The following is a 26,230-nucleotide window of genomic DNA, read 5'->3' as shown; positions in this document are numbered from 1 at the left end:
GCAGCACTCCGGCTGCTGGTGCATCAGTTGCAAGTGAAATTCCCCGGTTGCCGGGTGTGCGGCCATCGTGACCTGTCACCGGACCGCAACGTGAATGGAGAGATTGAGCCGGAGGAGTGGATCAAGGCATGTCCGTGCTTTGAGGTAAAGGAGGAAAGTTTTCAGGAGTAATCAATCATTTAGTGATGATTGCCTAGTAATCAATCATGTAAAGAGTCGGAAAGGAGGTGTGTAAAGTTATGGCAGTCAAAAGATCCCTCTGGGATACCATTTTGAAAGTAGTCATCGCGGTGGCTTCGGCAGTGCTGGGAGCGCTGGGCGGTAATGCGATGAATCTGTAAGTTCGTAAATCACAGGTGTACAAAACAGGAGGCTAGTTTTATTCATAATAGAACGAAGCGATAGCATTTTGTATAACCTGTGATTTTTATTTAAAAATAAGCTTATTGCAATTAATATAAAAACAGCATATGAAAAATAGTTTTAAATATCATAATTTGAATCAGTATTGTACTGTGTTAACATATACATCGGGACCAACAGAACGAAAGATACGATATTTATTCATGTTTCTTTTTACTTTCCTCTTTCAGCCTATATTTTCGCAGTCAATGCTAAAATATGATACTCCGAGTCCGGGAGTTGGTTCATTGCTACGAGTACAGTCACTGCCGGTTGACTTGCATTCCGGAAGAGCAAATATTGCTATCCCTCTGTATTCCATAGCACTGAAAAATTATTCTTACGATATACAATTGCTATATAATTCGGAAGGCAACAAAGTTGATCTTCCTGTTGGTAATGTAGGCTTAGGTTGGTCCATTACCGGTGGACAAATATACAGAGTTGCTAATGGGATGATTGATGAAGTCTATACATTTAATGAGTATATGGACAGAACTGCTAATACGAACTGGGATCAGGAATCTAATTTAAATAAATATTATAATCCTTTCATTTATAATGAAGATTATCTTCATGAGCCCGACTTGGATGAATTTATAATAAATATAGGAAAAATAAATGCTTCCTTCTTTATGTATAAAGATAAGGAAGGAGAAATACAAACAAGAATCTCATCGCAAAATAGTTCGTACTTTAAGGTAAAGGATGTGAAAGTTGGGAAAATACCTGATGTGTTACTTGCAGAAACGGAATGGACTAATGCTCATCTAAACAAAACATATCATCCCAAGTTGTATATCGAATCCAGACCTGTGTTGATTACAGAAATAACAATCGTTGATTCGGAAGGACTTACCTATATCTTTGGTGGAGATATTAATAGTATTGACCTGTCTTGTGCGTATTCTAAAGATCCTGATTATGATAGTCACTATAGTGTATATGGTGATCAGATAGGGAGTCATAGTATGATTTGGGATAGTTTTCACTCCAGTTTACTAGCTACAGCATCCACTTGGCATATCAAGAAAATAATATTACCCAATCAGGAAAATCTCACTTTTAATTATGATAAAGGAAATGTAAACATCGTAGAAAGATTTCTTTATACAGATCATGATTCTATACATGAGACGGAAGAATATGAGTACAATAAGTATCGTTTGCTGACATGTACGAGAAAGTATATTAATAATCCGAATGATAACAGTATGTTGGAAGCGAGAACTAAATATATTTCCGACTTGATGGAAGAATATGATAGTGTAACTTCCGGTTCCATTTCCTCCGGCTCTCCATTGAAAGTCTATGATACTATGAGAGCACAAGGATTGTTGTCTTATCCTGTAGAAACTGTTGTTAAGCGGAATGGAAAAGTTACTTCTGCCGAAGTGATGACATATAAGCTGTCTGATCAGTTTGCCGTTCAGGATAAACAGTATAAGTTGGAAAATGATGTGCCGTTAAGCGACTACTCCTCTTTCAAACTGCTGAACTCGGCTCAATATTCTATGGACAATCGATGTGCGCTCGAGATGGAATATCTTGATTATGATTCATACGGTAATCCGGCCAATATAGCAGATAAGGCTGGTGTCAAGACGGCTTATATATGGGGATATAAAGGCTTGTATCCTGTGGCTAAAGTGGTAAATGCCCGAAATACTTTCAAGTCCGTTCCTCAATATAGGGATGAGAGAACGACTAAGTACGTAAACCTGAAATACAGTTCATTGTCGGCTAATGTGAAATCGTATAACTTTTATACATCAAAAGCGGGTGATGTTGAAATAGTCCTTGCCGGAGCGTTAGGATTTAACTGGTATGTATCAGGACATCTTGACAATAAGGCTTTCAATCTGGTTCAGATGAGAAGCTCTGATAACATGGGCAAGCCTTGGACTGACTATCAAAATGCCTATACGTACAGTGCAACATTCTATGTCTCTGCCGGTTATCATACATTTAGTATTCTTAGTACTGATGCGTGTAAGGAATCGTCAGCAAATGTATATGACGGAGATATTCATTTCTCTTATTGGACAAGAAAAAGTATTGCTCCCGAGACAAGTGGTACAGATGATGTATTCTATGAGAACTTTGAAACCACTCATTTACGTCCTGCTTCTTTCGGATATCATAGTAATAATAGTTGTATCGGTCCTTATACGGTGTCTTTAGTGACGAATCCGGAAAGGAAATATGTAATAGATTATCAGGTCTTTAAGAATGGGAAGTGGGAGTATATGAAGCATGATTTTGTCAATGGTCGGGATTCAATAAATGAAGGAGTATACCCTATAGACGATGTACGTGTATATCCTAAGGATGCTTCGATAACTACATATGGCTATTATCCTCTCATAGGATTGAGGAGTGCGACTAATGAAAGGGGAGTAACGGAGTCTTATAGATATGATGACTTTAGCAGGCTGGTATCTGTGATGGATAACGATATGAATGTAGTTAAGGAATATGATTATTTTTATCAGAATCAATCCGTAGAACCTGAATTGACTTATTATAATGAGCAAATCAGAGAAACTTTTACCCGGAATACTTGTGACGCATCTTTAGGAGAAATGGGGGAATCTATCGATTATGTAGTGCCTGCAAAGAAATATAGTTCAACTTTATCACAGGAAGACGCTAATCAGAAAGCCTATATCGATTTGCGGAATAATGGTCAGCAATATGCCAATGAGCATGCAGAATGTAATTCGAATATAATCGTGTCTGTTTATAATCCCATGGAACAGGATTATTATCTGACGTTTGATTGGGGAGTTCAGGGAAGCATCGTTACCGATTATTACGAAATACCACCCAGCCGCAAAATCGCTGATACGGGAGATGTACTCAAAGACTATGAGCCTATTAAGGTTTACGTACCCAGAAGATTCTATAGAGATACTCGGGTTGCACCTCAAGATGATCATTGGGCATATGAGGAGCCTTCTATAAAATCCACTCCTTATGCTTTCGATATCAACTATAACATTGAGTATTATACCGGTCATGAAGATACATACGTTATAGGTGGTTATCCTTTTGCTTATTAATTCTCTTTATTAAAAACAATCAGATATGAAGAATTTTTTATATTGTATGTTTATAATGACATTGCTATCCATTGATAGTAACGCTCAACCGGGTAATTCTATCAGTGAATTACGTAAAAGTGATCTATGGACTGATTTGGGAGAGATTCTTGAACCAGTGATTGTTCGCGAGACTTATGATACCAGAAATGGGACAAACAATTATGGGAATGAGAATAATGATATTTATTTCTCTTTTTCTATATATCGCCCAACCCTCATTGTTTCCCATTTCAATGGATCGAGCTTAGAGGATGTTGAAGCTCATTTGCTGTATTTCCCATTAAGTGAACCTATGGATAATCTTGTTGATGTGGGAGACCCTGTTACATCGGGTAATTATGTAGAAAAGATGGAGGAGAAAATAAAATTACTACCTTACCTGAATCTTCATTTGGAAGAGAATATTGGTCATGGAGTGATTGGATCACTTTTTGTACAAATACTGCAGCCTGGTTATTATATCTTTCAGTGTGAAGGAGCATCAACATTTGGGAATGATTATAATGGAGAAATTACTAGTAATATCTATATTAATCCTTTGGGAACTTCTATGGAAGCACCGATGGAAATAGGGGACTTCTCGGATGATTTTAACTATCATTTCTCTGGTTTGTTTGATTTTGACGATTCGCAGGAATTGTTCTTTTCTGTAAGGTTGAACTATCCAATGGAAATTAATCTCTCTCCGGAACAAACGGTTGAGTCTTTCCATTCAATAGAAATAATGGAAAAATCGGGTGCAATACTGGCAACAAGCGATGGGAGTCAATTGATAAAAAAAGCAATGCTTGATGCAGGAGATTATGTGATACGTTCGTTTATTAAAGCGAAAAGAAATATACAGCTAAATATATCAGGTAGTACAGACATCCTGAAAGGAGATAAAAAAGAAAAACCGATTGATATAGACTCTGTGATATTACCATTAGATTTTCAGGATACATTCAATACGGAATTTTTTACTGATTTCTATCATGGAAATACTACATCAGATGTGTATTACCGTTTGAAAATTAACTCTCCTATGGATATTCTTGTTTCAGTTCCTTCTTCTACTGTTGAAGGAGGTGTAAATGTTTATTTGCTAAATGAGGCTGATTTTCTTAAAGGGACTTTGGATACAAATAATGATAAAAATCTTTATGTTTCAAACTTATCTGCAGGTACATATTATATTGTAGCGGAAGGCAGTAAGAATAATGGTGAGATAGCTCTCCGGGTTCAGGGATATGAGCACTTTGATAATGTACGTTCCCGTGATAAGAATTATGTTGCTACACGTACCTATACGCAGGAAACAGGTATTAGATGGCAGAATAAGACAGACTATTACGATGGTTTGGGACGTTTGGAACAATCTGTCTTGAAATACTCCCAGAGCAAGAATGATATAGTAGCCTATCAGGAATATGATGCCCAGGGACGAAGTTCCAAGCAATGGTTGCCCACTGCATTTCAAGATAATGGAGGAAAGTTCATTCTTCCTGATGTGGTAAAAAGTAAAGTGATAGCTACGTATGGTGATAACGTTCCTTACTCCCGTCCGGTATATGAAGCTTCTCCGCTGAATCGTATTCTCGAACAATACGGTCCCGGACAAGGCTGGCAGGATAATCATCATAGTGTGAAAAATACCTATCTGACCAATATGACAGGTACGGATACATTGAACTGTATCCATTTCACTGCAACGAACGTAAGTGATACTGTCATGCGAATCAGTCGCATTGGTAACTATGCGACAGGGCAACTTTATGTCACCCGTGTGGAAGATGAAGATGGTAATCCGTCTTTCGAATTTAAAGACAAACTGAATCAGCTTGTCTTAACCCGTCAGATCATACAGACCGGAAGAAATAAGGAACTATATGATACCTACTATATATATGACGATTTCGGCAATCGGGTGGCTGTACTTCCTCCGGCAGCTTCTTCCATGTTTGGAAGTGGCAGTTCCACAAGTTGGATGAGTAATACGGATGCGACGCTTCTGCAATATGCCTTTTTATACAAGTACAATAGTCGTAAACTCCAGATAGCCAAGAAACTTCCGGGTTGTAGCTGGTCTTTTTATATCTATGATAAGGGAAAGCGGTTGATTTTTTCTCAGGACGGTAAGCAGCATAGTCGTGGTGAATGGTCGTTCAGCATTCCGGATATGTTCGGACGTGAATGTTTTTCGGGGATTTGCAGGAATGCGTTGAATCCTTTTGCCGATCCGTTACTTTCTTCGGTTGTCGGTGCCTCTTGGTATTCCGGTTCTTCTTCTGCCGGTGGCAGTGGATCGTATAAAGGTTATAGCTTGTCGGGCATCACTTTGACTTCTTCCAGCTTACTTTCAGTCAAGTATTATGATGATTACTCTTTCTTGGGCAGAAACGGATTTCCGGTTTCTACAGATGCCGGTGTTTGTTATGATGTCAATGCAGAGTCGGAAGGTTTTGGCAAACGTCATTCGGCAAGTTCCCGGGATATGCTTACAGGTAATATGATAGCCTGTCTTGATGAAAAAGGGCAGTCCTATCTTTATACTGTGATGTATTATGATGATCACGACAGAGTGATACAACGTAAATCGAATAACCGTTTGAACGGTGGAGTTGAAAAAGATTATATTGCTTATAATTTTATTGGCCAGCCTACAAAGCATAAGCATATCCATTCTGCTGCAGGCAAAGCGACCCAAAGCGAAGTTTACTCATATAGCTATGATTATGCGGACCGGTTGCAAACCACCACTCACTGCTTAAATAATGGACCGGTAATGACTCTTGTCAATAATGAATACGATGAACTGGGGCGCCTGAAACATAACAGGCGGAATGGGCAATCTAATTTGCATACGAATTATGCTTATAATCTCCGTTCGTGGACTGAATCAATCAGTAGTCCTCTGTTCTGTGAGACATTATATTATAATGACACCCGTTCCAACCCAACCAATACCCGTTATTACAACGGTAATATCTCCGGTATGGACTGGAGTGTAAATGGCGATAAAAAGCGTGGTTATGATTTTTCTTATGATAATCTTTCTCGGTTGCTCTATGCGGACTATCTTGAAAATAATATTCGCAATCATAACTTTAACACTTCTTATAACTATGATAAGCAGGGGAATATAGTCTCTCTGATGCGTTCCGGAAATCAGAATACTACCTATGGAATAATTGATAATTTGACTCTAAATTACCGTGGTAATCAGCTAATAAAGGTTGAGGATACTGCATCAGATTCAAATCTTTCGGTATCATCTATGGATTTTAGGAATGGTGCGAAGCAGGATGTGGAATACTTTTATGATGAAAATGGTAATCTGATTAAAGATTTAAATAAAGGTATAGCTGATATTCAATATAATTTATTAAATTTGCCAAGACGGATTACTTTCAATGACACAAACAAATCTACTCATGAGTATGTTTATTCTGCCGATGGAAAGAAGTTATCCGTCATTCATAAATCTTCTGCCGAGAATCGTACCGATTATATAGGTAACATGATTTACGAAAATGGTTCTTTAAAACGTATATTGGTGGATGGTGGCTACATTGAAAATGGCATTTACTATTTCTATTTGCAGGACCATTTGGGTAATAATCGTGTGGTGGCTAAATCGGACGGGACAGTAACTCAAACAAATCATTATTATCCTTTCGGCATGTCGTTTACAGAGAGTACTCACGGAGATAAACAACCTTATAAATATAATAATAAGGAGTTGGATATGAATAATGGCTTGAACAGGTATGATTATGGAGCAAGGATGTACGATCCGGCTTTGGGAAGATGGCATGTGGTTGACCCGATGGCGGAGAAGTATTATTGGGAGAGTCCATATGGATATTGTGGAAATAATTCGATTAATTGGATTGATCCGGATGGACAAATGAAAGTTATTTATAATCCAGATAGAACTTATAAAGAAACGACTCATAATAATTGGTTTCACAATACCTTTATCGGACGAAAAGAGTATATTGATTACGGAGATCAGAAAGTAAATCTCTCTGAATCGGAGTTCTGGCAATGGCAGATCACAGGAAAGTATGACAATGTAGGTTCTGTATCAAGTTTAATAAGTAACTTAGAACTTACTCTTAATGAACCTCCTACAGGATTGATTGATGGAGCTGCTAAGTATGCGGCATCGTCAGTTTATTCTTTAATGAATTCTCCGAAAGTGTGGTTGACGGGTAAGTCATGGGCGGGAACATATGCAACTCCTGATGAGAGAGCAAATGGATTTATTAATGTAGCTACTCAGAGTTTTCCTGCTTCCCGTTTATTGAAACAATTACAGCCGGTTTCATGGCTAAAATTTAAATATGCCAATCCTCACATTCCTACAAAGATTAAGCATTCTGTTTATGATATGGAGATGAGAAGGTTTGATGAAATAAATCGTAATCCCAATGCGTTTAAAAAGATGAATGATGGTATAGATGGCTTTTTGTATATTAATAAAAAGAGAAAAAACGATGAGAGGTATTGATTATCTTGGTACTCTGATTATGTGGCTGGTAGTACTAATTGGTTGGCTGATAAAAGGGGGTAAAACCAATCTTCTAAAAGAGATTGCGAAAATAGATGATTCTGCAAAAAGGAATGTGGGAATAATTTTTGTAATCTTCTTTTTGGGGCCCATATTCTTAGGTGAATGTAGGGGCAATTAGGTTCTCTTTTTCTCTAACTTCGATATGAACGGGAATCTAATTCGTGAATCATATCGGAGTTAGTATGATTTTAATAGTAATTCATTGATAATAATATATGAAAAATATAGAAACAAATAAGTACTTTGCCATAATGTCCGAGAAAGATGATGTGGAATTAATGCGAATTATAACTGTAGAACGTGCGGATTATCAAGCTGATGCTGTGATTGCCGCAGAAGAAGAATTGGAAAGACGGGAAATTTCTCCATCTATGTATCAGGACTTTACAGAAGAAGTAGAAAAACTTATTAAGGTAGAAATAGAAAAGAAAGTGGAAAAACAGCATCTTCCTTTGTCAACATGGGTGAAAGTGATGGCATTTATTTTTCCCTTTCCGTTGTTTTTCATCATAGGATTAGTGCTTATATTATTCGACTATCAAATACGTGGTAAAGAACTCTGTAAATGGATATTCTTTGGATGGGTGTTCTATTTTACTCTTTTGGTGATTATGAAAATATTTCTTTAATATATTTGGGGAGTGTTATTATTAATCAAGAGTAATATTTAGGTGTTCATGAGTACTATGAGCATAGAATAATGAACTGGAGTAAAAACAAGTACCCACTGGAAATGCTATAATGCTCAATTGAATCATCCAACCTTCAAAAAATTACCTAAAGACCAACAAGATGAAATCAGACGGAGAGAATATGAATATTACATCAATCGTAATCATTAAAAGAGTAATCGGTTTTACATGTGTTATTCTATTGTTACTAACAAATGTATATGCCCAAGAAAATGAGATATCGATTGACTTGGAGTTAGTAAGTGTATGGGAGAGTGAGTATCAACCTAGTCCTCAAGGATTGATAAAGGGAGACACTCTTCCAGAAATTATTAATTTTGAATTTATCGTGTATAATCACACCGATAAAGCTCTCATGTTCGGTTCTAATAGTCATCTCTATTATCATCCGGATTGGAATAATTCAGAGTATGGAGAAATTGGTCGTTTTTTAATGATAAATGGTGCGGATACTATTTCATTATATACGAAAATGTCAGGTTTAGGTGCCAATACATTATATGATAATGAAGTTATTTGGGGATCTATAGAGAGCTTTCATGATTTAGAAACTCATCCTGTTTTTAGACCGTTTTTTAATCGGTGGAATTATGTAGGGAAAGATCGAGGCAAAGAGCTTTATAATTACTTAAAGGATTGTCAGTTTTTATATGTTCCGATACCGGCAGATTATCAACGAAGGCTTGATAAATTTGAAGATAAATCAATGATCAATCAGATTACCTATCCTCGTGATACTATTCAGATAAAAAAGAAAGATCCTTTTGAAATTATTGTTAGTGATTCAGAAGAAGAGTATTATATTTATCCTCCGATATCAATAAAACAGGATGAATAGCTCCATCTGATGCTGAAATCTTTATTATGCCCTAAGATAATTAACCCATGATAGTTATTTTATCTTAGGGCATATTCTATTTCAATTCATTTTTATTTCTTATAAATCAACTTACTTGGCACCCCGTTTCCGAAGAGTTCATCGCCTAGCGTTGTAATCTTATCACCTGTAGCGAGCACATAGCGCAGATTATCGCATCCCATGAACGCTCCGAACTCGATAGCCGTCACACTGGCAGGTAGTTCAAGTGTTCCGGCAAGTCGTCCGCAGTTGCTGAATACCCGTTGGCCGATGGTCTTGAGGTTATGTGGCAGCTTGATCTTCAGGAGATACTTCTTCTGAGAGAAAGTAAAGTCGGGGATAGAGGTGGCATTGGTCTTTGAAATGTCGAGAGACACAAGGTTCGGCATATAGTCGCGAAGCAGTTTGAAATCGGCATTATCCAGTTTTCCTTCAATAGTCAGGAAGTTAATATCTCTGGGTTGCAGTCCGGCTTTCATAATCTCATCTTCCAGCTTGCCCATAGCACCCACTTGGATCGTGGCTTCCAGCGGTTCGCCTTCGATAAATGCAAAGTTCTCCCATCTGTTTTTAAAACGGTAGGCGTCGCTGCTGCCCAATGGAACGAAAATAGCCGTCACACTGTCGGCCAGAGCTTCCGGCAACAGGTTAGGAGCTGTCTTCTTGCGTATCTGACAGATTTTCAGGTTGTCACATCCTTTGAAGGCGGCATCTTCGATATTCTTTATCTTTTCGGAAAGAATCACTTTTTCCAGTGTCTGCTTACCTTTGGTCATTCCGTTTACCACATTCGAGAAGGCGTAGGCGGGGACAAAATTGGCCATATAGATGTAGAACTTTCCGTTAGGATACGTTCCGGCCTTGCCGCTGTACATCTTGATTTCGGCATTGGAAATATCGAGCACCTTCAGGCTGGGAAATTCATCGCGGAGATGTCTGAAGTCTTCCGCATTCAGTTTTCCTGTCAGTGTAAGGTGGGTGATGCTGTTGGCTTCCTCTTCGGTCATCATCGAGATCAATGTGCCGGGCTTGCTGACATAATACGTTTTGCTTACTTGTGCGGTTGCTCCCAAAGTACTGGCAACCAATAAAAAACTTATCAGTAGTTGTCTTATTTTCATAATTATGCAGATTTGTTCTGACAAATATAGGAAAAATAGGTAAGACACGATGTTTTTTTATGTTTTATATCTAATTTTGTAGCGTGATTAACAAAAAGTAAAAATGGAGACAGAAGAAATCAGAGAAAAGAAAGAACCGAAAAGACTTCCCGTATGGGCGTGTATCCTGTTGTTTGCACTGGGGCTTTTCGTATGTATGGGACTGTATGGTACAATAGGATTCGGATTATTGTCTCTGATTCTTGGCGATGAGGCGCGACACCCCGGATTGTTGGTGTACACTGTGACGGAAGCCAATATGCTGCTGTCTGTGTTGACTCCGGCTGTGATTCTGCTTTATTTTGAACGCCGCCCCTTTTCTGACTTGGGGCTGACACTGAAAGGGCATGTCCGGGGACTGTGGTATGGACTGCTGGTGGCGATGTTGCTCTACCTGATCGGCTTCGGGCTTTCGCTGGCTATAGGTGAAGTAGAAGTAACAGGCTTTCAGTTCGATCCTTTAAATCTGCTCGGCACTTTTGTGTTCTGCCTGCTGGTGGCCTTGACTGAAGAGATCATGATGCGCGGCTACATACTCGGGCGTCTGCTGCATACCCGGATGAATAAATTCCTGGCTCTTTTCGTTTCTGCACTGCTGTTTGCATTGCTGCATATCTTCAACCCGAATGTGGCTTTTCTGCCGATGCTGAACCTGGTGATTGCAGGTATGTTGATCGGTGCTTCCTATTTATATACACGGAATCTTTGTTTCCCCATTTCCCTCCATCTTTTTTGGAACTGGATTCAAGGCCCGATATTGGGATATCAAGTAAGTGGAAACGATCTGGGAACATCGCTGTTGACGCTGCATCTGCCCGAAGAAAACGTACTGAATGGCGGAGCCTTTGGTTTTGAAGGCTCGCTCATTTGTACAGTACTTATGATAATCTTTACGATTTTAATTGTGTGGTGGGGCGAAAAGCGGGAGGCAATCAGTCTTGCTGTACCCCGATCATGCTAAGCTGAATCCGCTTCCGGTCGGTATCTACGTTCATCACTCTGACCATGACATGCTGGTGGATGGATACGATTTCTGTAGGATCGGATATATATCGCTCGGCTAACTGGGAAAGATGTACAAGTCCGTTTTCCTTGATACCTATATCGACGAAAGCTCCGAAATTCGTAATGTTGCCTACGATACCCGGCAGGATCATGCCTTCGCGCAAGTCTGCGATGGTGCGCACGTTCTTGTCGAATTCAAATACCTTGATCGCTTTACGCGGGTCGCGTCCCGGTTTGTCGAGCTCCTGCATGATGTCCTGTAAAGTCGGCAGGCCCACAGTCGGCGTGATATAGTCCGATATCTTGATTTTCTGGCGTAGTTCCTTATTCGCAATCAGTTCGTTGACGGTACATTTCAGGTCTTTCGACATTTGCTCTACGATGTGGTAGCTTTCCGGATGCACTGCTGTGTTGTCCAGCGGATTCTTTGCTCCGGGGATACGGAGGAATCCGGCACACTGTTCGAAGGCTTTGGCACCCATGCGGGGGACTTTCATCAATTCCTTACGCGAATTGAAAGCTCCGTTCTCGGCGCGGTAGTTGACAATATTTTGCGCCAGCTGCGGACCCAGTCCGGAAATGTATGTCAGCAGATGGCTGCTTGCGGTATTCAGATTCACACCTACCAGATTCACACAGTTTTCTACAGTCTGGTCGAGGGCTTTTTTCAATTTCGTCTGGTCTACGTCATGCTGGTATTGTCCGACGCCGATGGATTTAGGGTCGATCTTTACCAGTTCTGCCAACGGGTCCATCAGCCGGCGACCGATAGAGACTGCTCCACGCACCGTTACGTCATAATCGGGAAATTCATCACGGGCGATCTTGGATGCTGAATAAATGGAAGCTCCCTGTTCGCTGACCACGAAGACCGGAATTTGCCGGTCGAAAGTCTGGTGATTGATGAAGTCTTCCGTCTCGCGGCTGGCTGTTCCGTTGCCGATAGAGATGGCTTCAATCTCATAGGCTTCTATCATTTTGCGGAGCTTGGAAGCCGCTTCGCCGGTTTTATTGACCGGAGGGTGGGGATAGATGTTTTCATTGTGCAACAAATTGCCCTGCGCATCCAGACAGACTACTTTACAGCCTGTGCGGAAGCCGGGATCGATAGCGAGTACCCGTTTCTGTCCGAGCGGAGGAGAGAGGAGCAATTGGCGGAGATTCTCCGTAAACACGCGGATAGCTTCGTCATCAGCCTTTTCTTTGGACTGTGCAGCAAACTCTGTTTCAATGGAAGGTTTGAGCAGACGCTTGTAGGCATCGGCAGTGGCTTCGCTTACCTGACGGCTGCATTCATTGTTGCCGTGTACGAACTGGCGGTCGAGGCGTTCCAGACAGGCTTCGTCATCCGGACTGATGGATACTTTCAGCAATCCTTCGGATTCTGCGCGGCGAATGGCGAGGAGACGATGGGAGGTGCAGCGTTTCAGTGATTCGGAGAAATCGAAATAATCACGGTATTTGGCAGCTTCTTCTTCCTTGCCTTTCACTACTTTGGCAGTGATCGTTGCCTGACGGGCGAATTGGTTACGTATGGCATTACGGGCGCGTTCGTCCTCATTCACTTGCTCAGCGATGATGTCACGGGCGCCTTTCAGTGCATCTTCTGTGTCCTTAACTTCACCTTTGACGAAGGCGGAGGCTTTGGCGCTGAGATTGTTCTCTCTTTGCAGCATCAGGATCATGGCAAGCGGTTCCAGCCCTTTCTGTCGGGCTGCTTCGGCACGGGTCTTCCGTTTGGGCTTGTAGGGCAGGTAGATGTCCTCCAGCTCCGTAGGATTCCAGGTGTCGTTGATACGCTTTTCGAGTTCGGGAGTGAGTTTGCCTTGTTCGTTGATGGTACTAAGAATCGTTTCCTTCCGTTTGGCTATGTCGCACAACTTGTCATGTTGCTCCTTGATGTTCTCTATCTGTACTTCGTCCAGTCCGCCTGTGGCTTCTTTACGGTAACGGCTGATGAAAGGGATGGTAGCACCTTCCCCCAATAAATGGAGAGTACTGCTGATTTGTCTTTCCGGTATTCCCAGTAATCCGGAAATCATTTGGTGAAATAGTTCCATATACAATTTTTTTGCGAATGAATGAGCGACAAAAATACACATAAATCTGTTATAGCCGACAAGTTTTAGTATATTTGCAGCCTAAAATGAGATAGTAACACTTCAAAACTTACAAGTATGATGAGATATATAGGATACCTGTTTATCTGTTTGCTATGGCTTTTTCAGGCCACAGAGTTATTTGCTGTCTCTAATGATAAAAAGCCGATCTTAATTATCTGTTCTTATAATCCCGCTGCGCATCAAACTTCAGTAACGATTTCCGACTACATGGAAGAATATAGTAAACTGGGAGGAAAACGTGATATTGTCATTGAAAACATGAACTGCAAAAGTTTCTCCGAAGCCCCGCTCTGGAGCGGCATGATGACGCAGATTCTTTCTAAATACCAGGGAGAAAAGCATCCGGCACAAATCATTCTGCTGGGACAGGAAGCCTGGGCAGCGTATCTGTCTCAACGGGATTCCATACAGGTGAAGGTACCGGTGATGTGTAGCCTTGCCAGTAGCAACATCGTCATACTGCCTAAGGATACGGTTGCCGGACTGGACACATGGATGCCGGAATCGGTCGATCTGTTTGCCGATCAAATGGATATACCGGAATTGAAGTCGGGATTTATCAACCAATATAATATAGAAGATAATGTCCGTATGATCAAGGCGTTTTATCCGAATACGGAACATATCGCCTTTATTTCGGACAATACTTACGGTGGTGTCACGATGCAGGCACTGGTGCGGAAGGAAATGAAGAAGTTTCCCGAACTTGACCTGATCTTGATGGATGGCCGTCGGCATACAATTTATACGATTGTAGAAGAGTTGCGCCATTTGCCGGAGAATACGGTGATTATGGTAGGTACTTGGCGGGTAGACATGAACGAGGGTTATTTCATGCGGAATGCGACTTATGCCATGATGGAGGCTACTCCGACCATTCCCGCTTTTACTCCGTCCTCTGTGAGTCTGGGATACTGGGCCATTGGCGGAGTGTTGCCCGACTACAGGAAACTGGGAAAAGACATGGCATTGTCGTCTCTGCAGATAGATCAATATCCGGAGGATGACCGGCAACATCTTTCCGTTATCGGCTGCAAAGCCGTACTCGACAGCCGGAAAGTGAAGGAGTGGAACTTGAATCCGCAGGTTCTTCCTTTTGATGTGCAGATTATCAATCAGTCGGTTTCATTTTATCAGCAATATACTTATCAGATTTGGTCAGCATGTGCGCTATTCGTCATTCTGGTGCTGGGCCTGTGTATCTCGCTCTTCTATTATTTCCGTACCAAGCGTCTGAGGGATGAACTGCTGAAATCCGAAAAAGACCTGCGGGTGGCAAAAGACAGGGCGGAAGAATCGAACCGTCTCAAAAGTGCTTTCCTCGCTAATATGAGTCATGAGATACGTACTCCTTTAAACTCGATTGTGGGTTTCTCGGATGTGCTCGCTGTAGGCGGCAGCACGGAGGAGGAGCAACAGACCTATTATCAGATCATCAAGACGAACTCGGATTTGTTGCTTCGCCTGATCAATGATATTCTGGACCTCTCACGTCTGGAGGCGAATAGGGTGACTTTGACTTGGGAAGAGTGTGATGTGGTGCAGGTATGCAGGCAGGTGGTAGCATCGGTCAGTGTTTCGCGGCAGTCCGGCAATCAGTTTCTGTTTGCCAGCGATTACGAGTCATTCGATATGGTGACGGATATACAGCGTATGCAGCAGGTGATTATCAACCTGATGTCTAATGCGGATAAGTTCACCAAAAAAGGAAAGATCACACTGGAATTCTCGGTGAATAAGGCGACAGGTATGGCCGTGTTTTCGGTGACGGATACGGGGTGTGGCATCCCGAAGGAGAAACAGAAACTGGTATTCGAACGTTTCGAGAAACTGAACGAATATGCCCAGGGAACAGGTCTGGGATTGTCTATCTGTAAATTGATTGTCCACAAATGGAAAGGTGATATATGGATCGACTCCGAATATACGGGAGGAGCACGGTTCATGTTCTCACATCCGCTTAAAATAGAAAAAGAATGAAACGATTTGCATGTATCTACGTATGGCTTCTTTGCCTCGTGCTCTCTGTTGCGGCACAGGAGAAAATTGTGAAGCTGAAAATTGTACAGACAAGTGATGTACATGGTAATTATTATCCTTATAATTTTATTACCCGTAAGGATTGGCAGGGCAGTCTGGCGCGAATATATGCTTTTGTGCAGAAAGAGCGCGAACAGTATAAGGAAAATCTTATCTTGCTCGACAACGGCGATATACTGCAAGGGCAACCTACCGCCTATTACTATAATTATATAGATACGGTTTCTCCTCATCTCTGCGCGGAAATGATGAACTATATGAAGTATGATGCCGGAAATATGGGAAATCATGACGTGGAAACCGGGCGTGCCGTATTCGACCGCTGGATAAATACCTGTGACTTTCCGGTGTTAGGAGCTAACATCATCGATACATCGACCGGAGAACCTCATCTCCCTCCTTATAAGGTGATGGAGCGTGACGGAGTGAAAATCGTCATTTTGGGAATGATCACTCCTGCTATCCCTGCATGGCTCTCGGAGAATCTGTGGAAGGGGCTGCGCTTTGACGATATGGAAGAGACAGCACGCAAATGGATGAAGATCATCCGTGAAAAAGAGAATCCGGACTTGATGATTGGTTTGTTTCATGCGGGGCAGGAAGCTTTCAAAATGTCCGGTAAGTACAATGAAAACGCTTCTCTGAACGTTGCAAAGAATGTTCCCGGTTTTGACATTGTACTGATGGGGCACGATCATGCACGTGAATGTAAGAAGGTAATGAATGTGGCAGGAGATTCAGTACTGGTTATCGATCCGGCAAGTAACGGAATCGTTTTGTCCAATATCGATGTAACCTTAAAGTTGAAAGACGGAAAGGTGCGCAGCAAAGATATCCGGGGAGTATTGTCCGCGACAAAAGATTACGGAATCAGTGAGGATTTTATGAAGCATTTTGCTCCCCAATACGACACTGTCCGCAACTTTGTTTCTAAAAAGATCGGTACATTCACCGAGAGCATCTCGACCCGTCCGTCTTTCTTCGGGCCGTCTGCTTTTATCGACCTGATTCATACCTTGCAGCTTGATATCACTGGTGCGGAGATTTCTTTTGCTGCACCGCTTTCATTCGATGCGAAGATTAATAAAGGGGATGTGTATGTCAGCGATATGTTCAATCTGTATAAGTATGAGAATATGCTGTATATGATGACCTTATCCGGGAAAGAAATCAAGGATTATCTGGAAATGTCTTATTTCATGTGGACCAACCGGATGAAGTCTCCGGACGATCATTTGCTTTGGTTCAAAGAGAAACGCCGCGAAGGTGCGGAAGACAGAGCTTCTTTCCAGAATTTCAGTTTCAATTTTGATTCGGCATCGGGTATTATCTATACTGTGGACGTCTCCAAGCCGCAAGGAGAGAAGATAACCATTATCAGCATGGCGGACGGCAGCCCTTTCCTTATGGATAAGATTTATAAAGTGGCTTTGAACTCTTATCGGGGCAATGGCGGCGGTGAATTACTGACTAGAGGTGCAGGTATTCCACAGGAGAAACTGAAAGAACGTATTATCTTCTCTACGGATAAGGACCTTCGTTTTTATCTGATGAATTATATAGAAAAGAAAGGTGCGATGGACCCGAAGGCGCTGAATCAGTGGAAATTCATTCCGGAGAAGTGGACTGTTCCGGCTGCCAAACGCGATTATGAGTTTTTGTTCGGAGATAGTCAATAAGTAGGGAAAAATGTTCTATTTGACTGATAATATCTGACCTTAGGTTGCATGTCTGATTATTACTGGTATCTTTGTCGCAAATAAAAAGAGAAAGTATGGATATTCAAGGTGTTCCTAAGATAGGTATTTCTTCGGTAGTTCATTCTAAGCATATAGATCCTAATAGTATTGATGTTGTCGATAATGATATAGCGCTTTTCGATACGGAAAGCGTTACTTCCCTTTATAATGGTCCCAGCAAACTGGAAGTGGTAAGCATCGGACTTTGTCTGGAAGGCTCCACCCGTTTCAATATCAGTTTGCGTGAGTTTGAGCTGATTCCGGGAAGAATGGTTATTGCGTTGCCCAACCAGATCATCGAGCATCGTCAGTTTAGTGCTAACTTTAGGGGGATTTTCTTTGCTGTATCAAAGAATCTGCTGGAATCATTGCCCAAAGTCGGAAATGTGCTCTCATTCTTTTTCTTTCTGAAAGATTATCCTTGCTTTGATCTCAACCTGCACGAACAGGAAATGATTAAAGAGTATCATGCTTTCATCAGGAAGAGATTGAGGAATAAGGAAGATATGTATCGCAGGGAGGTAGTAATGGGATTGATGCAGGGGTTCTTCTTTGAACTTTGCAACATATTCAACAGTTATGCACCGGATTCTTCTGCTGTTGTCAAAAGTAAAAGCCGTAAGGAATACATATTTGAACGCTTCTATGAATCTTTGATTCAGTCTTATCAGTCGGAGCGTAGCGTGAAGTTTTATGCCGATCAATTATGCCTGACACCGAAACATCTGTCCGGTGTTGTGAAGGAAATCAGCGGAAAGACAGTAGGGGAGTGGATTGATGAATTAGTGATTCTGGAAGCAAAGGCACTCCTGAATTCTTCGAGCATGAACATACAAGAGATAGCTGACCGGCTAAACTTTGCCAACCAGTCATTCTTCGGTAAGTACTTCAAGCATTACACCGGCATGTCTCCCAAAGAATACCGGAAAAGCAGATAGCTGAGAAATGGTGAATGACTACGGCAGCGATAACGGGAGATTTTCATCGCTGGGACCGGCATTCTACAGGACACCTGAGCGTACGCGGCTCAATGTTTCCGGTGTCATCAGCAAGTAGGAAGCGATATCTGCCAGGGGAGCCCGCTTGATGATTTCCGGATGGGTCTCGAGCAACAGGTTATAACGTTCGCGGGCGGATTCGAAACGCCAGGAGTCAGCCTTGGTTTGCGATACAATCAGGGAATATTCCAGTATTTTCCGGTAGAACATGTTGATTTCCCAGTTTTGTTTTGCCAACTGCAGCATCTTGTCATAAGGACACAGGTAAATGATAGCAGGTTCCAGCGTCTCTATAATCAACCGTGTAGGAACCTGTTTTAGTAAGCTTTCGATACACATCACGATACATCCCTCGTATGAAAAGTGTTCGGTGACATCTTTCCCGTTTTTATAGTAATATTGCCGGAGCATCCCTTTCCCGACAAAAACTAATTCATGGGCTACTTCTCCTTCATTGAGTGCAATCACTCCTTTGGGAAATTCTTCACGTATCAGGATGCTTTCTATCTGCCGGCGTCCCTCTATACTCATCTCAGGGAAGCGGGAATTTACGACGGCATTTACTGTTTCTCTTAGTAGTGTATCCATGTCATTAATAGTCTTGTTATGTGCAAAAGTACTAAAAACGGTTGATATAAATCGGGTTGATTCAAAAAAGATGTATCTTTGTCTCCAAAATAAGGATGTGTATGATGATGAATAAGATAATAGGATTGGCAGTTCTACTGCTTTGTATGTCAGGTTGTGTCAGAGATAATGATGCTATATATTACCCCGTAGGCGATGTGGATATTGAAAGAGGAGGTCCGGCACTGGAAGTCGGAGAGGGGGATGTCTTGGTGGTGCGAAGCTATAATGAAGAAGATTATGTATTGGATACGATAGCTCAATACCCGAATGACCCGACTTTGGGTAAACTGACGTTTATGATTGATCTGAAAAACCAACAGAAGGATCAGAATGTTGCCAGTTTTAACGGAGCTGGTAAATCAAAACTGACCATGAGCCTTGGATATAAGGATGGCAATTACCCTGCGGAAAGCCAGGTTCCTATATACACTTCGCAGGATATTACCGCTAAATATGCAATCAAACTTCGTCTGAAAGGAGAACTGACTGTATCCGGTGATGAATGGATGATAGATTATGTATATGCCCAACTGGCTAGCCTGTTCCAGCCTTATCCTCCGACAAGCTTTCCTGAAGTCTTTATGTGCAAGGGAGGGATGAAACTGGGAACTTTCGACTCCTTCCGCAGAACCTGTACTTTTGATATCGTTTATGATCGTTCCGACCTCTCTTTTAGTCAGTTATACTTCAATTTATTTATCAATTTAGCCGGTCAGAAGCGGGAAAACAGGGTCAAACTGCGGATTGATAAGGAATCTTACTTCGAACTGTATGAGCAGAGTGAAGAACTGTAACTAGATAGGCGTTTCTTCAATTATAGACAGGTTTCTACGTGAAAGATGGCAGTTTTGACTGGATATAACATTCTTTTACAGAAAAAACTTTGAATGTTCAAATAATTATTAAATTTTATAATGTCCTAATACTACACTAATAAGCATCACTTTCTTTTTTAAATTACGCTTATTTTACCTCTTCTACTTCATATCCATCCTCTGCTTTCTTGCATTTGAAAACGCAGTAATCCGGATTACTTAAAGCATTATCAAGGCTTTGGGGCAGAACGATCTCTTTCGTCTGTTTGTCGATTGCTATCAATGCGTAATATATACCTTCTTCTTTACATTGCTCAATCAATACCTTTTTCAATTCTTCTACGTTATATTCCATTTTTTGAGATATGAACACAATAAAAAAGCCTCTTACTTCGATGTAAGAGGCTAACTAAAATTGAGTAGTGGGTACGAGAATCGAACTCGTATTACATGCGTGAGAGGCATGTGTCCTAACCGTTAGACGAACCCACCGTTTGTTGATGAATTTAAAAAGAGCCAAGTCTATAAAACTTAGCTCTTTTTATTTAGAGAATTTTGCGGAAGCTGGGGGATTCGAACCCCCGGTACGGTTACCCGTACGTCAGTTTAGCAAACTGGTGGTTTCAGCCACTCACCCAAACTTCCTTGAACCCGCATTCTCTCTCAAATGCGGTGCAAATATAGGGGGAACTTTTGGACTACGCAAATCTTTTAGCAAGATTTTTTTTACCTGTTTTATGATTAAAGAGATAACTTGCTATGTTTCAAATGTTAAACGGATTATTTTTTTTGAAAATATTTTTTCTCGCTATTTATAGGGGAGAGTGGTTACCTTTTTAATTATTAGATAGGGGGCGTTGTACCATCAGAACATTTACATTAACATTCGTTATTTTGGGGAATGAAGTATGATTTATGGGGGATGATAACAGGAAATAAGTGAATGACAAAAGGCATTGGCCAATCAGATATTTTGTGGATGATTTCGTATCTTGGAGGATTTATAAAAAAAAGAGCATAAAAAAAGGCTATCTATCCCAGACAGCCAATCTTTTTGTTAACCTTAAATCTAATACTATGAAAAACACATTGCAAATATACGGAGTTTTACGATATCTGCAAATAAATCAGGTAAAACGGGGCGATTTATAACATTGATTAAATAATTAAATCTTTGATTCAATCTTTATTAAGGTTTCAGAGGGCGGTAGAGTGTCTTTTTAATCTGTATTTTGATAAATCAGGTTATTTATTTCAATTGTTTTTTGGGGGGGCACGGTGGTTGCTTTGGAGGGCTATGGAATTCATAGATATCCTGTGTGTTGGGGGATTTACCTCTTCCATTAGGTGAATTCCCCTAAATAAGTAGGAATTTTCAATTTCATAAGGAAAATTCATTCTATACTTTTGTGATATCGAAAGATAAATGATAGGATTAATAAAGGAACCATTAAAAATAAAGGAATATGAAAACGAACGCATTTAGATACTTAGGACTGGCTTTAATGGCTGTATTAACGTTGAGTCTGACTTCTTGTGAAGTAGAAATCGATAGTTTTTATGATGATGATAATATCGGTGGTGGTTACTACAATCGTTCTGCTGATTTATGTAGCCGTACATGGGTAAGCTTTTATCGGGATATGGACGGTAACCGTTGCCGTCAGGAACTCGACTTTTATTTGGACCGGACAGGTGTTGATTTTATACGGGTTGAATATCCTAATGGACGTGTGGAAACCTTTGAATATAATTTCCGCTGGAACTGGGAGAATTATGCACAGACTTCCATTCGTATGGATTACGGTCGCAATGATGTATCCTATCTGGATGATGTATATATCGGCGGAAATAGGTTGAGCGGTTATCTGGACGGTCGGAATAACTTCGTGGAATATACAGGTCGGTGAGAGATGCAGCCGGTAGGTGGAAAGGCCGGCAGATGGAAAGAAAATGATTACACAAAAGATAGCAGGTAGAAAGATCCCGGATAACAACAGGTAGAAAGATTACTCAAGGAATAGGTTGAAAAGGTAAAAGGCGATAGGTAGAGGTGACAGGTAAGAAGATTATGGATAACAGATAAATAATTTAAGGGATAACATATAAGATTTCAGGATATTAATAATTTAGAGAAGGGATAGGGCGCGAAATGAAAGCTTAAAAGTTTTGAATGGGACTAAATAGTTTTTATCTTTGCGCCCTATTAGTATGCTTAATTCATGGAGTGGTTATATAATCTGTTTCTCGAACATTCTGCCTTACAGGCTGTTGTGGTACTTTCGCTGATTTCTGCGATTGGACTGGGGCTGGGAAGAGTGCATTTCTGGGGAGTATCCCTGGGGGTCACTTTTGTTTTTTTTGCAGGTATCCTTGCCGGACACTTCGGGCTTTCGGTTGATCCACAGATGCTGAATTATGCGGAAAGTTTCGGTCTGGTTATTTTTGTGTATTCTCTCGGACTACAGGTAGGGCCCGGTTTCTTCAGTTCTTTCCGAAAGGGAGGAGTGACGCTGAATATGTTGGCGTTGGCAGTAGTCTTGCTGGGTACTTTGCTGACTGTTGTTGCCAGTTATGCGACAGGCGTGTCGCTTCCTGATATGGTGGGTATCCTTTGCGGAGCCACGACCAATACTCCTGCGCTGGGAGCTGCACAGCAGACATTGAAGCAAATGGGCATAGAAAGCAGTACTCCGGCTTTAGGATGTGCGGTTGCTTATCCGATGGGAGTTGTCGGTGTGATTCTTGCTGTATTGCTGATCCGTAAATTCCTGGTTCATAAGGAAGACTTGGAAATCAAAGAAAAGGACGATGCCAATAAAACTTTTATCGCAGCCTTTCAGGTACATAACCCTGCCATTTTTGATAAAAGCATCAAGGATATAGCCCACATGAGCTATCCGAAGTTTGTCATTTCCCGTTTGTGGCGTGACGGTCATGTCAGTATTCCTACTTCCGATAAGGTGTTGAAGGAAGGCGACCGTCTGCTGGTGATTACAGCAGAGAAGAACGTGATGGCTCTGACGGTACTTTTCGGCGAACAGGAAAACACGGACTGGAATAAGGAAGATATAGACTGGAACGCGATCGACAGCGAATTGATCTCCCAGCGTATTGTCGTAACCCGCCCCGAACTGAATGGAAAGAAGCTTGGCTCATTGAGGCTGAGAAACCATTATGGAATCAATATCAGCCGTGTTTACCGTTCGGGAGTACAACTGCTTGCTACTCCGGAACTGGTTCTCCAGCTGGGTGACCGCCTGACAGTAGTAGGTGAGGCGGCAGCTATTCAGAATGTAGAAAAAGTATTGGGAAATGCGGTGAAAAGTCTGAAAGAACCTAATCTCGTTGTCATATTCATAGGTATCGTACTGGGATTGGCGTTGGGAGCGATTCCGTTCTCTATTCCGGGAATCAGTACCCCTGTGAAGCTAGGCCTGGCAGGTGGACCGATCATCGTAGGTATTCTTTTGGGAACTTTCGGCCCACGAATACACATGATTACTTATACTACCCGCAGCGCGAATCTGATGTTGCGTGCCTTGGGGCTTTCCATGTATCTGGCCTGCCTGGGGTTGGATGCCGGTGCCCATTTCTTCGATACTGTCTTCCGTCCGGAAGGACTGCTCTGGATTGCTCTGGGAGCTGGCCTGACAATTATTCCGACAGTTCTGGTCGGCTTCATCGCCTTTAAGATAATGAAGATAGATTTTGGAAGTGTATCCGGAATGTTGTGTGGCAGTATGGCAAATCCGATGGCCCTGAATTATGCGAACGATACGATACCGGGTGATAATCCCTCCGTCGCTTATGCTACGGTGTATCCGTTGTGTATGTTTCTGCGGGTGATCATAGCGCAGGTGCTGCTGATGTTTTTATTAGGTTGACGGTGAACATTAAGGGCTGGAAATTGTAATAAGTAGATGATAAATCGTTATATTTATAGCGAAAAACGATAAGTCGATAAAAGCATATTGTAAATAGTTAAATTGTACATATAATGACTGCTCAAAGTAATATAACTCCCGAAAGCATAGTTGGCGATCTCCGCTACTTGCAGTTGCTTTCCCGGAGTTTTCCTACTATTGCCGATGCAAGTACGGAAATTATTAATCTGGAGGCTATCCTGAATCTGCCTAAAGGAACGGAGCATTTCTTGACAGACATACACGGTGAATACGAAGCCTTTCAGCATGTGTTGAAGAATGCTTCGGGTGCGGTAAAACGCAAAGTGAACGAGATTTTCGGCAATACCCTGCGTGAGGCGGAGAAGAAAGAACTCTGTACGCTGATCTATTATCCGGAAGAGAAAATTCAGTTGGTAAAGGCCCGTGAGAAGGACTTGGATGACTGGTATCTGATTACTCTGAATCAGTTGGTAAAGGTTTGTCAGAACGTATCTTCCAAATATACCCGCTCCAAAGTCCGCAAATCCCTGCCCTCAGAGTTTTCCTATATCATTCAGGAGTTGCTGCATGAGTCGACTGTCGAGCCCAACAAGCATGCTTATATCAATGTCATTATCAGCACCATTATCTCTACCAGGCGGGCGGATGACTTTATCATAGCCATGTGTAATCTGATTCAGCGGCTGACGATTGATTCTCTTCATATCGTAGGCGATATATACGACCGTGGTCCCGGAGCACACATCATCATGGATACTTTGTGCAATTATCATAACTTCGACATTCAATGGGGCAACCATGATATTCTGTGGATGGGAGCCGCTTCCGGCAATGATAGTTGCATAGCCAATGTGATACGTATGTCCATGCGTTATGGCAATCTGGGTACTCTTGAAGACGGTTATGGAATCAATCTGCTGCCTTTGGCAACTTTCGCCATGGATACTTATGCAGATGATCCGTGTACTATTTTTATGCCGAAGATGAATTTCGCCGACGGCAATTACAATGAGAAGACTTTGCGCCTGATAACACAGATGCATAAGGCGATCACTATCATCCAGTTCAAGCTGGAAGCCGAAATTATAGACCGCCGTCCGGAGTTTGGAATGAGCAACCGGAAGTTGTTGGAAAAGATAGACTTTGAACGCGGAGTTTTTGTGTACGAAGGCAAAGAATATGCGTTGCGTGACACAAATTTCCCGACTGTAGATCCTGCCGATCCTTATCGTCTGACTGAAGAAGAACGGGAACTTGTGGACAAGATTCACTATTCGTTTATGAATAGTGAGAAGCTGAAGAAGCACATGCGCTGTCTGTTTACGTATGGTGGAATGTATCTGGTTTCCAATTCCAATCTTCTCTATCACGCTTCCGTGCCTTTGAATGAAGATGGCAGTTTCAAGCATGTCAAGATACGGGGCAAGGAATATTGGGGACGTAAGTTGCTCGATAAAGCCGATCAACTGATTCGTACCGCATACTTTGATGAAGAAGGAGAGGATGATAAAGAATTTGCTATGGACTACATCTGGTATATGTGGTGCGGTCCGGAAGCTCCGTTGTTTGATAAGGACAAGATGGCGACTTTTGAACGCTATTTTCTGGAAGACAAAGAGATGCAGAAGGAGAAAAAAGGATATTATTACTCTCTTCGCAATCGTGAAGATATCTGTGATAAGATATTGGATGAATTTGGAGCATTGGGACCTCATTCGCATATCATCAACGGTCATGTGCCTGTAAAGACTATTCAGGGGGAACAGCCGATGAAAGCAAATGGCAAACTGTTCGTTATTGACGGAGGTTTCTCTAAAGCCTATCAGCCCGAAACAGGGATTGCGGGATATACTCTTGTTTATCATTCCCACGGTATGCAGTTGGTGCAGCACGAGCCGTTCCAGTCAAGGCAGAAAGCTATTGAGGAAGGATTGGATATCAAATCTACTAACTTTGTGCTGGAATTCAATTCGCAACGAATGATGGTGAAGGATACGGACAAGGGAAAGGAACTTGTGACGCAGATTCAGGACTTGAAGAAGCTGCTTGTTGCTTATCGCATCGGCTTGATTAAAGAGAAAGTATAAATAAGTATTAAGTAATAAGTATTAGGTATTAACCGTAGCTGCCATTTAGAGACGTATCTGTCTGTCATTCAGAATCCTCATCACTTTAGCAAAGTGAAACAATTCGA

General features: G+C 41.6%; 17 protein-coding genes, 2 tRNA genes and 1 pseudogene. 14 read left to right on the top strand and 6 right to left on the bottom strand.

All coding sequences use genetic code 11. The annotated features are described in order from the left end of the window. The 6 genes and pseudogenes from HMPREF2794_RS29375 to HMPREF2794_RS01950 form a co-directional block, all read left to right on the top strand. A pseudogene (locus tag HMPREF2794_RS29375) lies at window positions 1-171 on the top strand (N-acetylmuramoyl-L-alanine amidase); the annotation flags it as partial. 68 nt (window positions 172-239) lie between these two features. After that, the gene (locus tag HMPREF2794_RS28760; RefSeq protein ID WP_010537749.1) at window positions 240-341 is read left to right on the top strand and encodes a smalltalk protein; all 102 of its coding nucleotides are present in this window, start codon (window positions 240-242) and stop codon (window positions 339-341) included. Between the two features lie 270 nt (window positions 342-611). Next, window positions 612-3,467: a DUF5977 domain-containing protein gene (locus HMPREF2794_RS01970; protein WP_139147227.1), complete on the top strand. Its 2,856-nt coding sequence runs from the start codon at window positions 612-614 to the stop codon at window positions 3,465-3,467. Window positions 3,468-3,492: 25 nt separating this feature from the next. Further along, on the top strand, window positions 3,493-8,004 hold the full coding sequence (locus tag HMPREF2794_RS29370; RefSeq protein WP_240052999.1) for a DUF6443 domain-containing protein: 4,512 nt from the start codon (window positions 3,493-3,495) through the stop codon (window positions 8,002-8,004). A gap of 278 nt (window positions 8,005-8,282) precedes the next feature. Then, window positions 8,283-8,696, top strand: a complete 414-nt coding sequence (locus HMPREF2794_RS01955) for a hypothetical protein (protein WP_010537753.1) — start codon at window positions 8,283-8,285, stop codon at window positions 8,694-8,696. Window positions 8,697-8,859: 163 nt separating this feature from the next. Then, complete coding sequence (locus HMPREF2794_RS01950; protein ID WP_010537754.1) at window positions 8,860-9,597, top strand: hypothetical protein; 738 nt, start codon at window positions 8,860-8,862, stop codon at window positions 9,595-9,597. Window positions 9,598-9,689: 92 nt separating this feature from the next. Here the strand turns inward: HMPREF2794_RS01950 and HMPREF2794_RS01945 are convergent, their stop codons facing one another. Further along, window positions 9,690-10,739 (bottom strand): leucine-rich repeat domain-containing protein, encoded by a 1,050-nt coding sequence (locus HMPREF2794_RS01945; RefSeq protein ID WP_010537755.1) that lies wholly within the window; start codon window positions 10,737-10,739, stop codon window positions 9,690-9,692. 103 nt (window positions 10,740-10,842) lie between these two features. On the opposite strand from HMPREF2794_RS01945, the gene HMPREF2794_RS01940 reads away from it, so the two are divergent. Beyond that, window positions 10,843-11,739 (top strand): CPBP family intramembrane glutamic endopeptidase, encoded by an 897-nt coding sequence (locus HMPREF2794_RS01940; RefSeq protein ID WP_010537756.1) that lies wholly within the window; start codon window positions 10,843-10,845, stop codon window positions 11,737-11,739. Here the strand turns inward: HMPREF2794_RS01940 and HMPREF2794_RS01935 are convergent. Further along, on the bottom strand, window positions 11,711-13,843 hold the full coding sequence (locus HMPREF2794_RS01935; RefSeq protein WP_022302248.1) for a Tex family protein: 2,133 nt from the start codon (window positions 13,841-13,843) through the stop codon (window positions 11,711-11,713). The genes HMPREF2794_RS01940 and HMPREF2794_RS01935 overlap by 29 nt on opposite strands. Before the next feature lie 117 nt (window positions 13,844-13,960). Here HMPREF2794_RS01935 and HMPREF2794_RS01930 point away from each other — a divergent pair, with 117 nt between their 5' ends. The 3 genes from HMPREF2794_RS01930 (at window position 13,961) to HMPREF2794_RS01920 (ending at window position 18,623) form a co-directional block, all read left to right on the top strand. Continuing rightward, window positions 13,961-15,886 carry a sensor histidine kinase gene (locus HMPREF2794_RS01930; protein ID WP_055270066.1) on the top strand — a complete coding sequence of 642 codons (1,926 nt, stop codon included), beginning with the start codon at window positions 13,961-13,963 and terminating at the stop codon, window positions 15,884-15,886. Then, entirely contained in the window at window positions 15,883-17,625 is a 1,743-nt protein-coding gene (locus HMPREF2794_RS01925; RefSeq protein ID WP_022302246.1) for a bifunctional metallophosphatase/5'-nucleotidase, read from the top strand. The genes HMPREF2794_RS01930 and HMPREF2794_RS01925 overlap by 4 nt, the downstream gene beginning before the upstream one ends. Window positions 17,626-17,720: 95 nt before the next feature. Further along, window positions 17,721-18,623 carry a helix-turn-helix domain-containing protein gene (locus HMPREF2794_RS01920; protein ID WP_010537760.1) on the top strand — a complete coding sequence of 301 codons (903 nt, stop codon included), beginning with the start codon at window positions 17,721-17,723 and terminating at the stop codon, window positions 18,621-18,623. Between the two features lie 63 nt (window positions 18,624-18,686). Here the strand turns inward: HMPREF2794_RS01920 and HMPREF2794_RS01915 are convergent, their stop codons facing one another. Further along, window positions 18,687-19,271 (bottom strand): Crp/Fnr family transcriptional regulator, encoded by a 585-nt coding sequence (locus HMPREF2794_RS01915; RefSeq protein WP_010537761.1) that lies wholly within the window; start codon window positions 19,269-19,271, stop codon window positions 18,687-18,689. A 101-nt stretch (window positions 19,272-19,372) separates the two neighbouring features. Here HMPREF2794_RS01915 and HMPREF2794_RS01910 point away from each other — a divergent pair, with 101 nt between their 5' ends. Then, on the top strand, window positions 19,373-20,107 hold the full coding sequence (locus HMPREF2794_RS01910; protein WP_010537762.1) for a DUF3845 domain-containing protein: 735 nt from the start codon (window positions 19,373-19,375) through the stop codon (window positions 20,105-20,107). A 169-nt stretch (window positions 20,108-20,276) separates the two neighbouring features. Here HMPREF2794_RS01910 and HMPREF2794_RS01905 read toward each other — a convergent pair whose 3' ends face one another. The 3 genes from HMPREF2794_RS01905 to HMPREF2794_RS01895 form a co-directional block, all read right to left on the bottom strand. Next, window positions 20,277-20,483, bottom strand: a complete 207-nt coding sequence (locus tag HMPREF2794_RS01905; RefSeq protein ID WP_010537763.1) for a hypothetical protein — start codon at window positions 20,481-20,483, stop codon at window positions 20,277-20,279. 65 nt (window positions 20,484-20,548) lie between these two features. After that, window positions 20,549-20,620, bottom strand: a tRNA-Glu gene (locus HMPREF2794_RS01900). Window positions 20,621-20,686: 66 nt separating this feature from the next. Further along, window positions 20,687-20,773, bottom strand: a tRNA-Ser gene (locus tag HMPREF2794_RS01895). Between the two features lie 821 nt (window positions 20,774-21,594). On the opposite strand from HMPREF2794_RS01895, the gene HMPREF2794_RS28755 reads away from it, so the two are divergent. The 3 genes from HMPREF2794_RS28755 (at window position 21,595) to HMPREF2794_RS01880 (ending at window position 26,123) form a co-directional block, all read left to right on the top strand. After that, complete coding sequence (locus HMPREF2794_RS28755; RefSeq protein WP_010537764.1) at window positions 21,595-22,038, top strand: hypothetical protein; 444 nt, start codon at window positions 21,595-21,597, stop codon at window positions 22,036-22,038. 312 nt (window positions 22,039-22,350) lie between these two features. Continuing rightward, window positions 22,351-24,015: a putative transporter gene (locus HMPREF2794_RS01885; RefSeq protein ID WP_010537765.1), complete on the top strand. Its 1,665-nt coding sequence runs from the start codon at window positions 22,351-22,353 to the stop codon at window positions 24,013-24,015. Between the two features lie 113 nt (window positions 24,016-24,128). Further along, window positions 24,129-26,123, top strand: a complete 1,995-nt coding sequence (locus HMPREF2794_RS01880; RefSeq protein WP_010537766.1) for a fructose-bisphosphatase class III — start codon at window positions 24,129-24,131, stop codon at window positions 26,121-26,123. The last annotated feature ends 107 nt before the right edge of the window (window positions 26,124-26,230 follow it).

The organism is Bacteroides sp. HMSC067B03, from assembly GCF_001811315.1.
Classification (GTDB): domain Bacteria; phylum Bacteroidota; class Bacteroidia; order Bacteroidales; family Bacteroidaceae; genus Bacteroides; species Bacteroides faecis.
This window is presented reverse-complemented; position numbering and strand designations above follow the sequence as displayed.

What these genes read in the sequence shown, in the direction of transcription:
- HMPREF2794_RS01940 (WP_010537756.1), top strand. Translation starts at nt 10,843, where the DNA reads ATGGAGACAGAAGAAATCAGAGAAAAGAAAGAACCGAAAAGACTTCCC.
- HMPREF2794_RS01930 (WP_055270066.1), top strand. Translation starts at nt 13,961, where the DNA reads ATGATGAGATATATAGGATACCTGTTTATCTGTTTGCTATGGCTTTTT.
- HMPREF2794_RS01925 (WP_022302246.1), top strand. Translation starts at nt 15,883, where the DNA reads ATGAAACGATTTGCATGTATCTACGTATGGCTTCTTTGCCTCGTGCTC.
- HMPREF2794_RS01950 (WP_010537754.1), top strand. Translation starts at nt 8,860, where the DNA reads ATGAAATCAGACGGAGAGAATATGAATATTACATCAATCGTAATCATT.
- HMPREF2794_RS01905 (WP_010537763.1), bottom strand. Translation starts at nt 20,483, where the DNA reads ATGGAATATAACGTAGAAGAATTGAAAAAGGTATTGATTGAGCAATGT.
- HMPREF2794_RS01915 (WP_010537761.1), bottom strand. Translation starts at nt 19,271, where the DNA reads ATGGATACACTACTAAGAGAAACAGTAAATGCCGTCGTAAATTCCCGC.
- HMPREF2794_RS01880 (WP_010537766.1), top strand. Translation starts at nt 24,129, where the DNA reads ATGACTGCTCAAAGTAATATAACTCCCGAAAGCATAGTTGGCGATCTC.
- HMPREF2794_RS28760 (WP_010537749.1), top strand. Translation starts at nt 240, where the DNA reads ATGGCAGTCAAAAGATCCCTCTGGGATACCATTTTGAAAGTAGTCATC.
- HMPREF2794_RS01945 (WP_010537755.1), bottom strand. Translation starts at nt 10,739, where the DNA reads ATGAAAATAAGACAACTACTGATAAGTTTTTTATTGGTTGCCAGTACT.
- HMPREF2794_RS01885 (WP_010537765.1), top strand. Translation starts at nt 22,351, where the DNA reads ATGGAGTGGTTATATAATCTGTTTCTCGAACATTCTGCCTTACAGGCT.
- HMPREF2794_RS01970 (WP_139147227.1), top strand. Translation starts at nt 612, where the DNA reads ATGCTAAAATATGATACTCCGAGTCCGGGAGTTGGTTCATTGCTACGA.
- HMPREF2794_RS01955 (WP_010537753.1), top strand. Translation starts at nt 8,283, where the DNA reads ATGAAAAATATAGAAACAAATAAGTACTTTGCCATAATGTCCGAGAAA.
- HMPREF2794_RS28755 (WP_010537764.1), top strand. Translation starts at nt 21,595, where the DNA reads ATGAAAACGAACGCATTTAGATACTTAGGACTGGCTTTAATGGCTGTA.
- HMPREF2794_RS01910 (WP_010537762.1), top strand. Translation starts at nt 19,373, where the DNA reads ATGATGATGAATAAGATAATAGGATTGGCAGTTCTACTGCTTTGTATG.
- HMPREF2794_RS01935 (WP_022302248.1), bottom strand. Translation starts at nt 13,843, where the DNA reads ATGGAACTATTTCACCAAATGATTTCCGGATTACTGGGAATACCGGAA.
- HMPREF2794_RS01920 (WP_010537760.1), top strand. Translation starts at nt 17,721, where the DNA reads ATGGATATTCAAGGTGTTCCTAAGATAGGTATTTCTTCGGTAGTTCAT.
- HMPREF2794_RS29370 (WP_240052999.1), top strand. Translation starts at nt 3,493, where the DNA reads ATGAAGAATTTTTTATATTGTATGTTTATAATGACATTGCTATCCATT.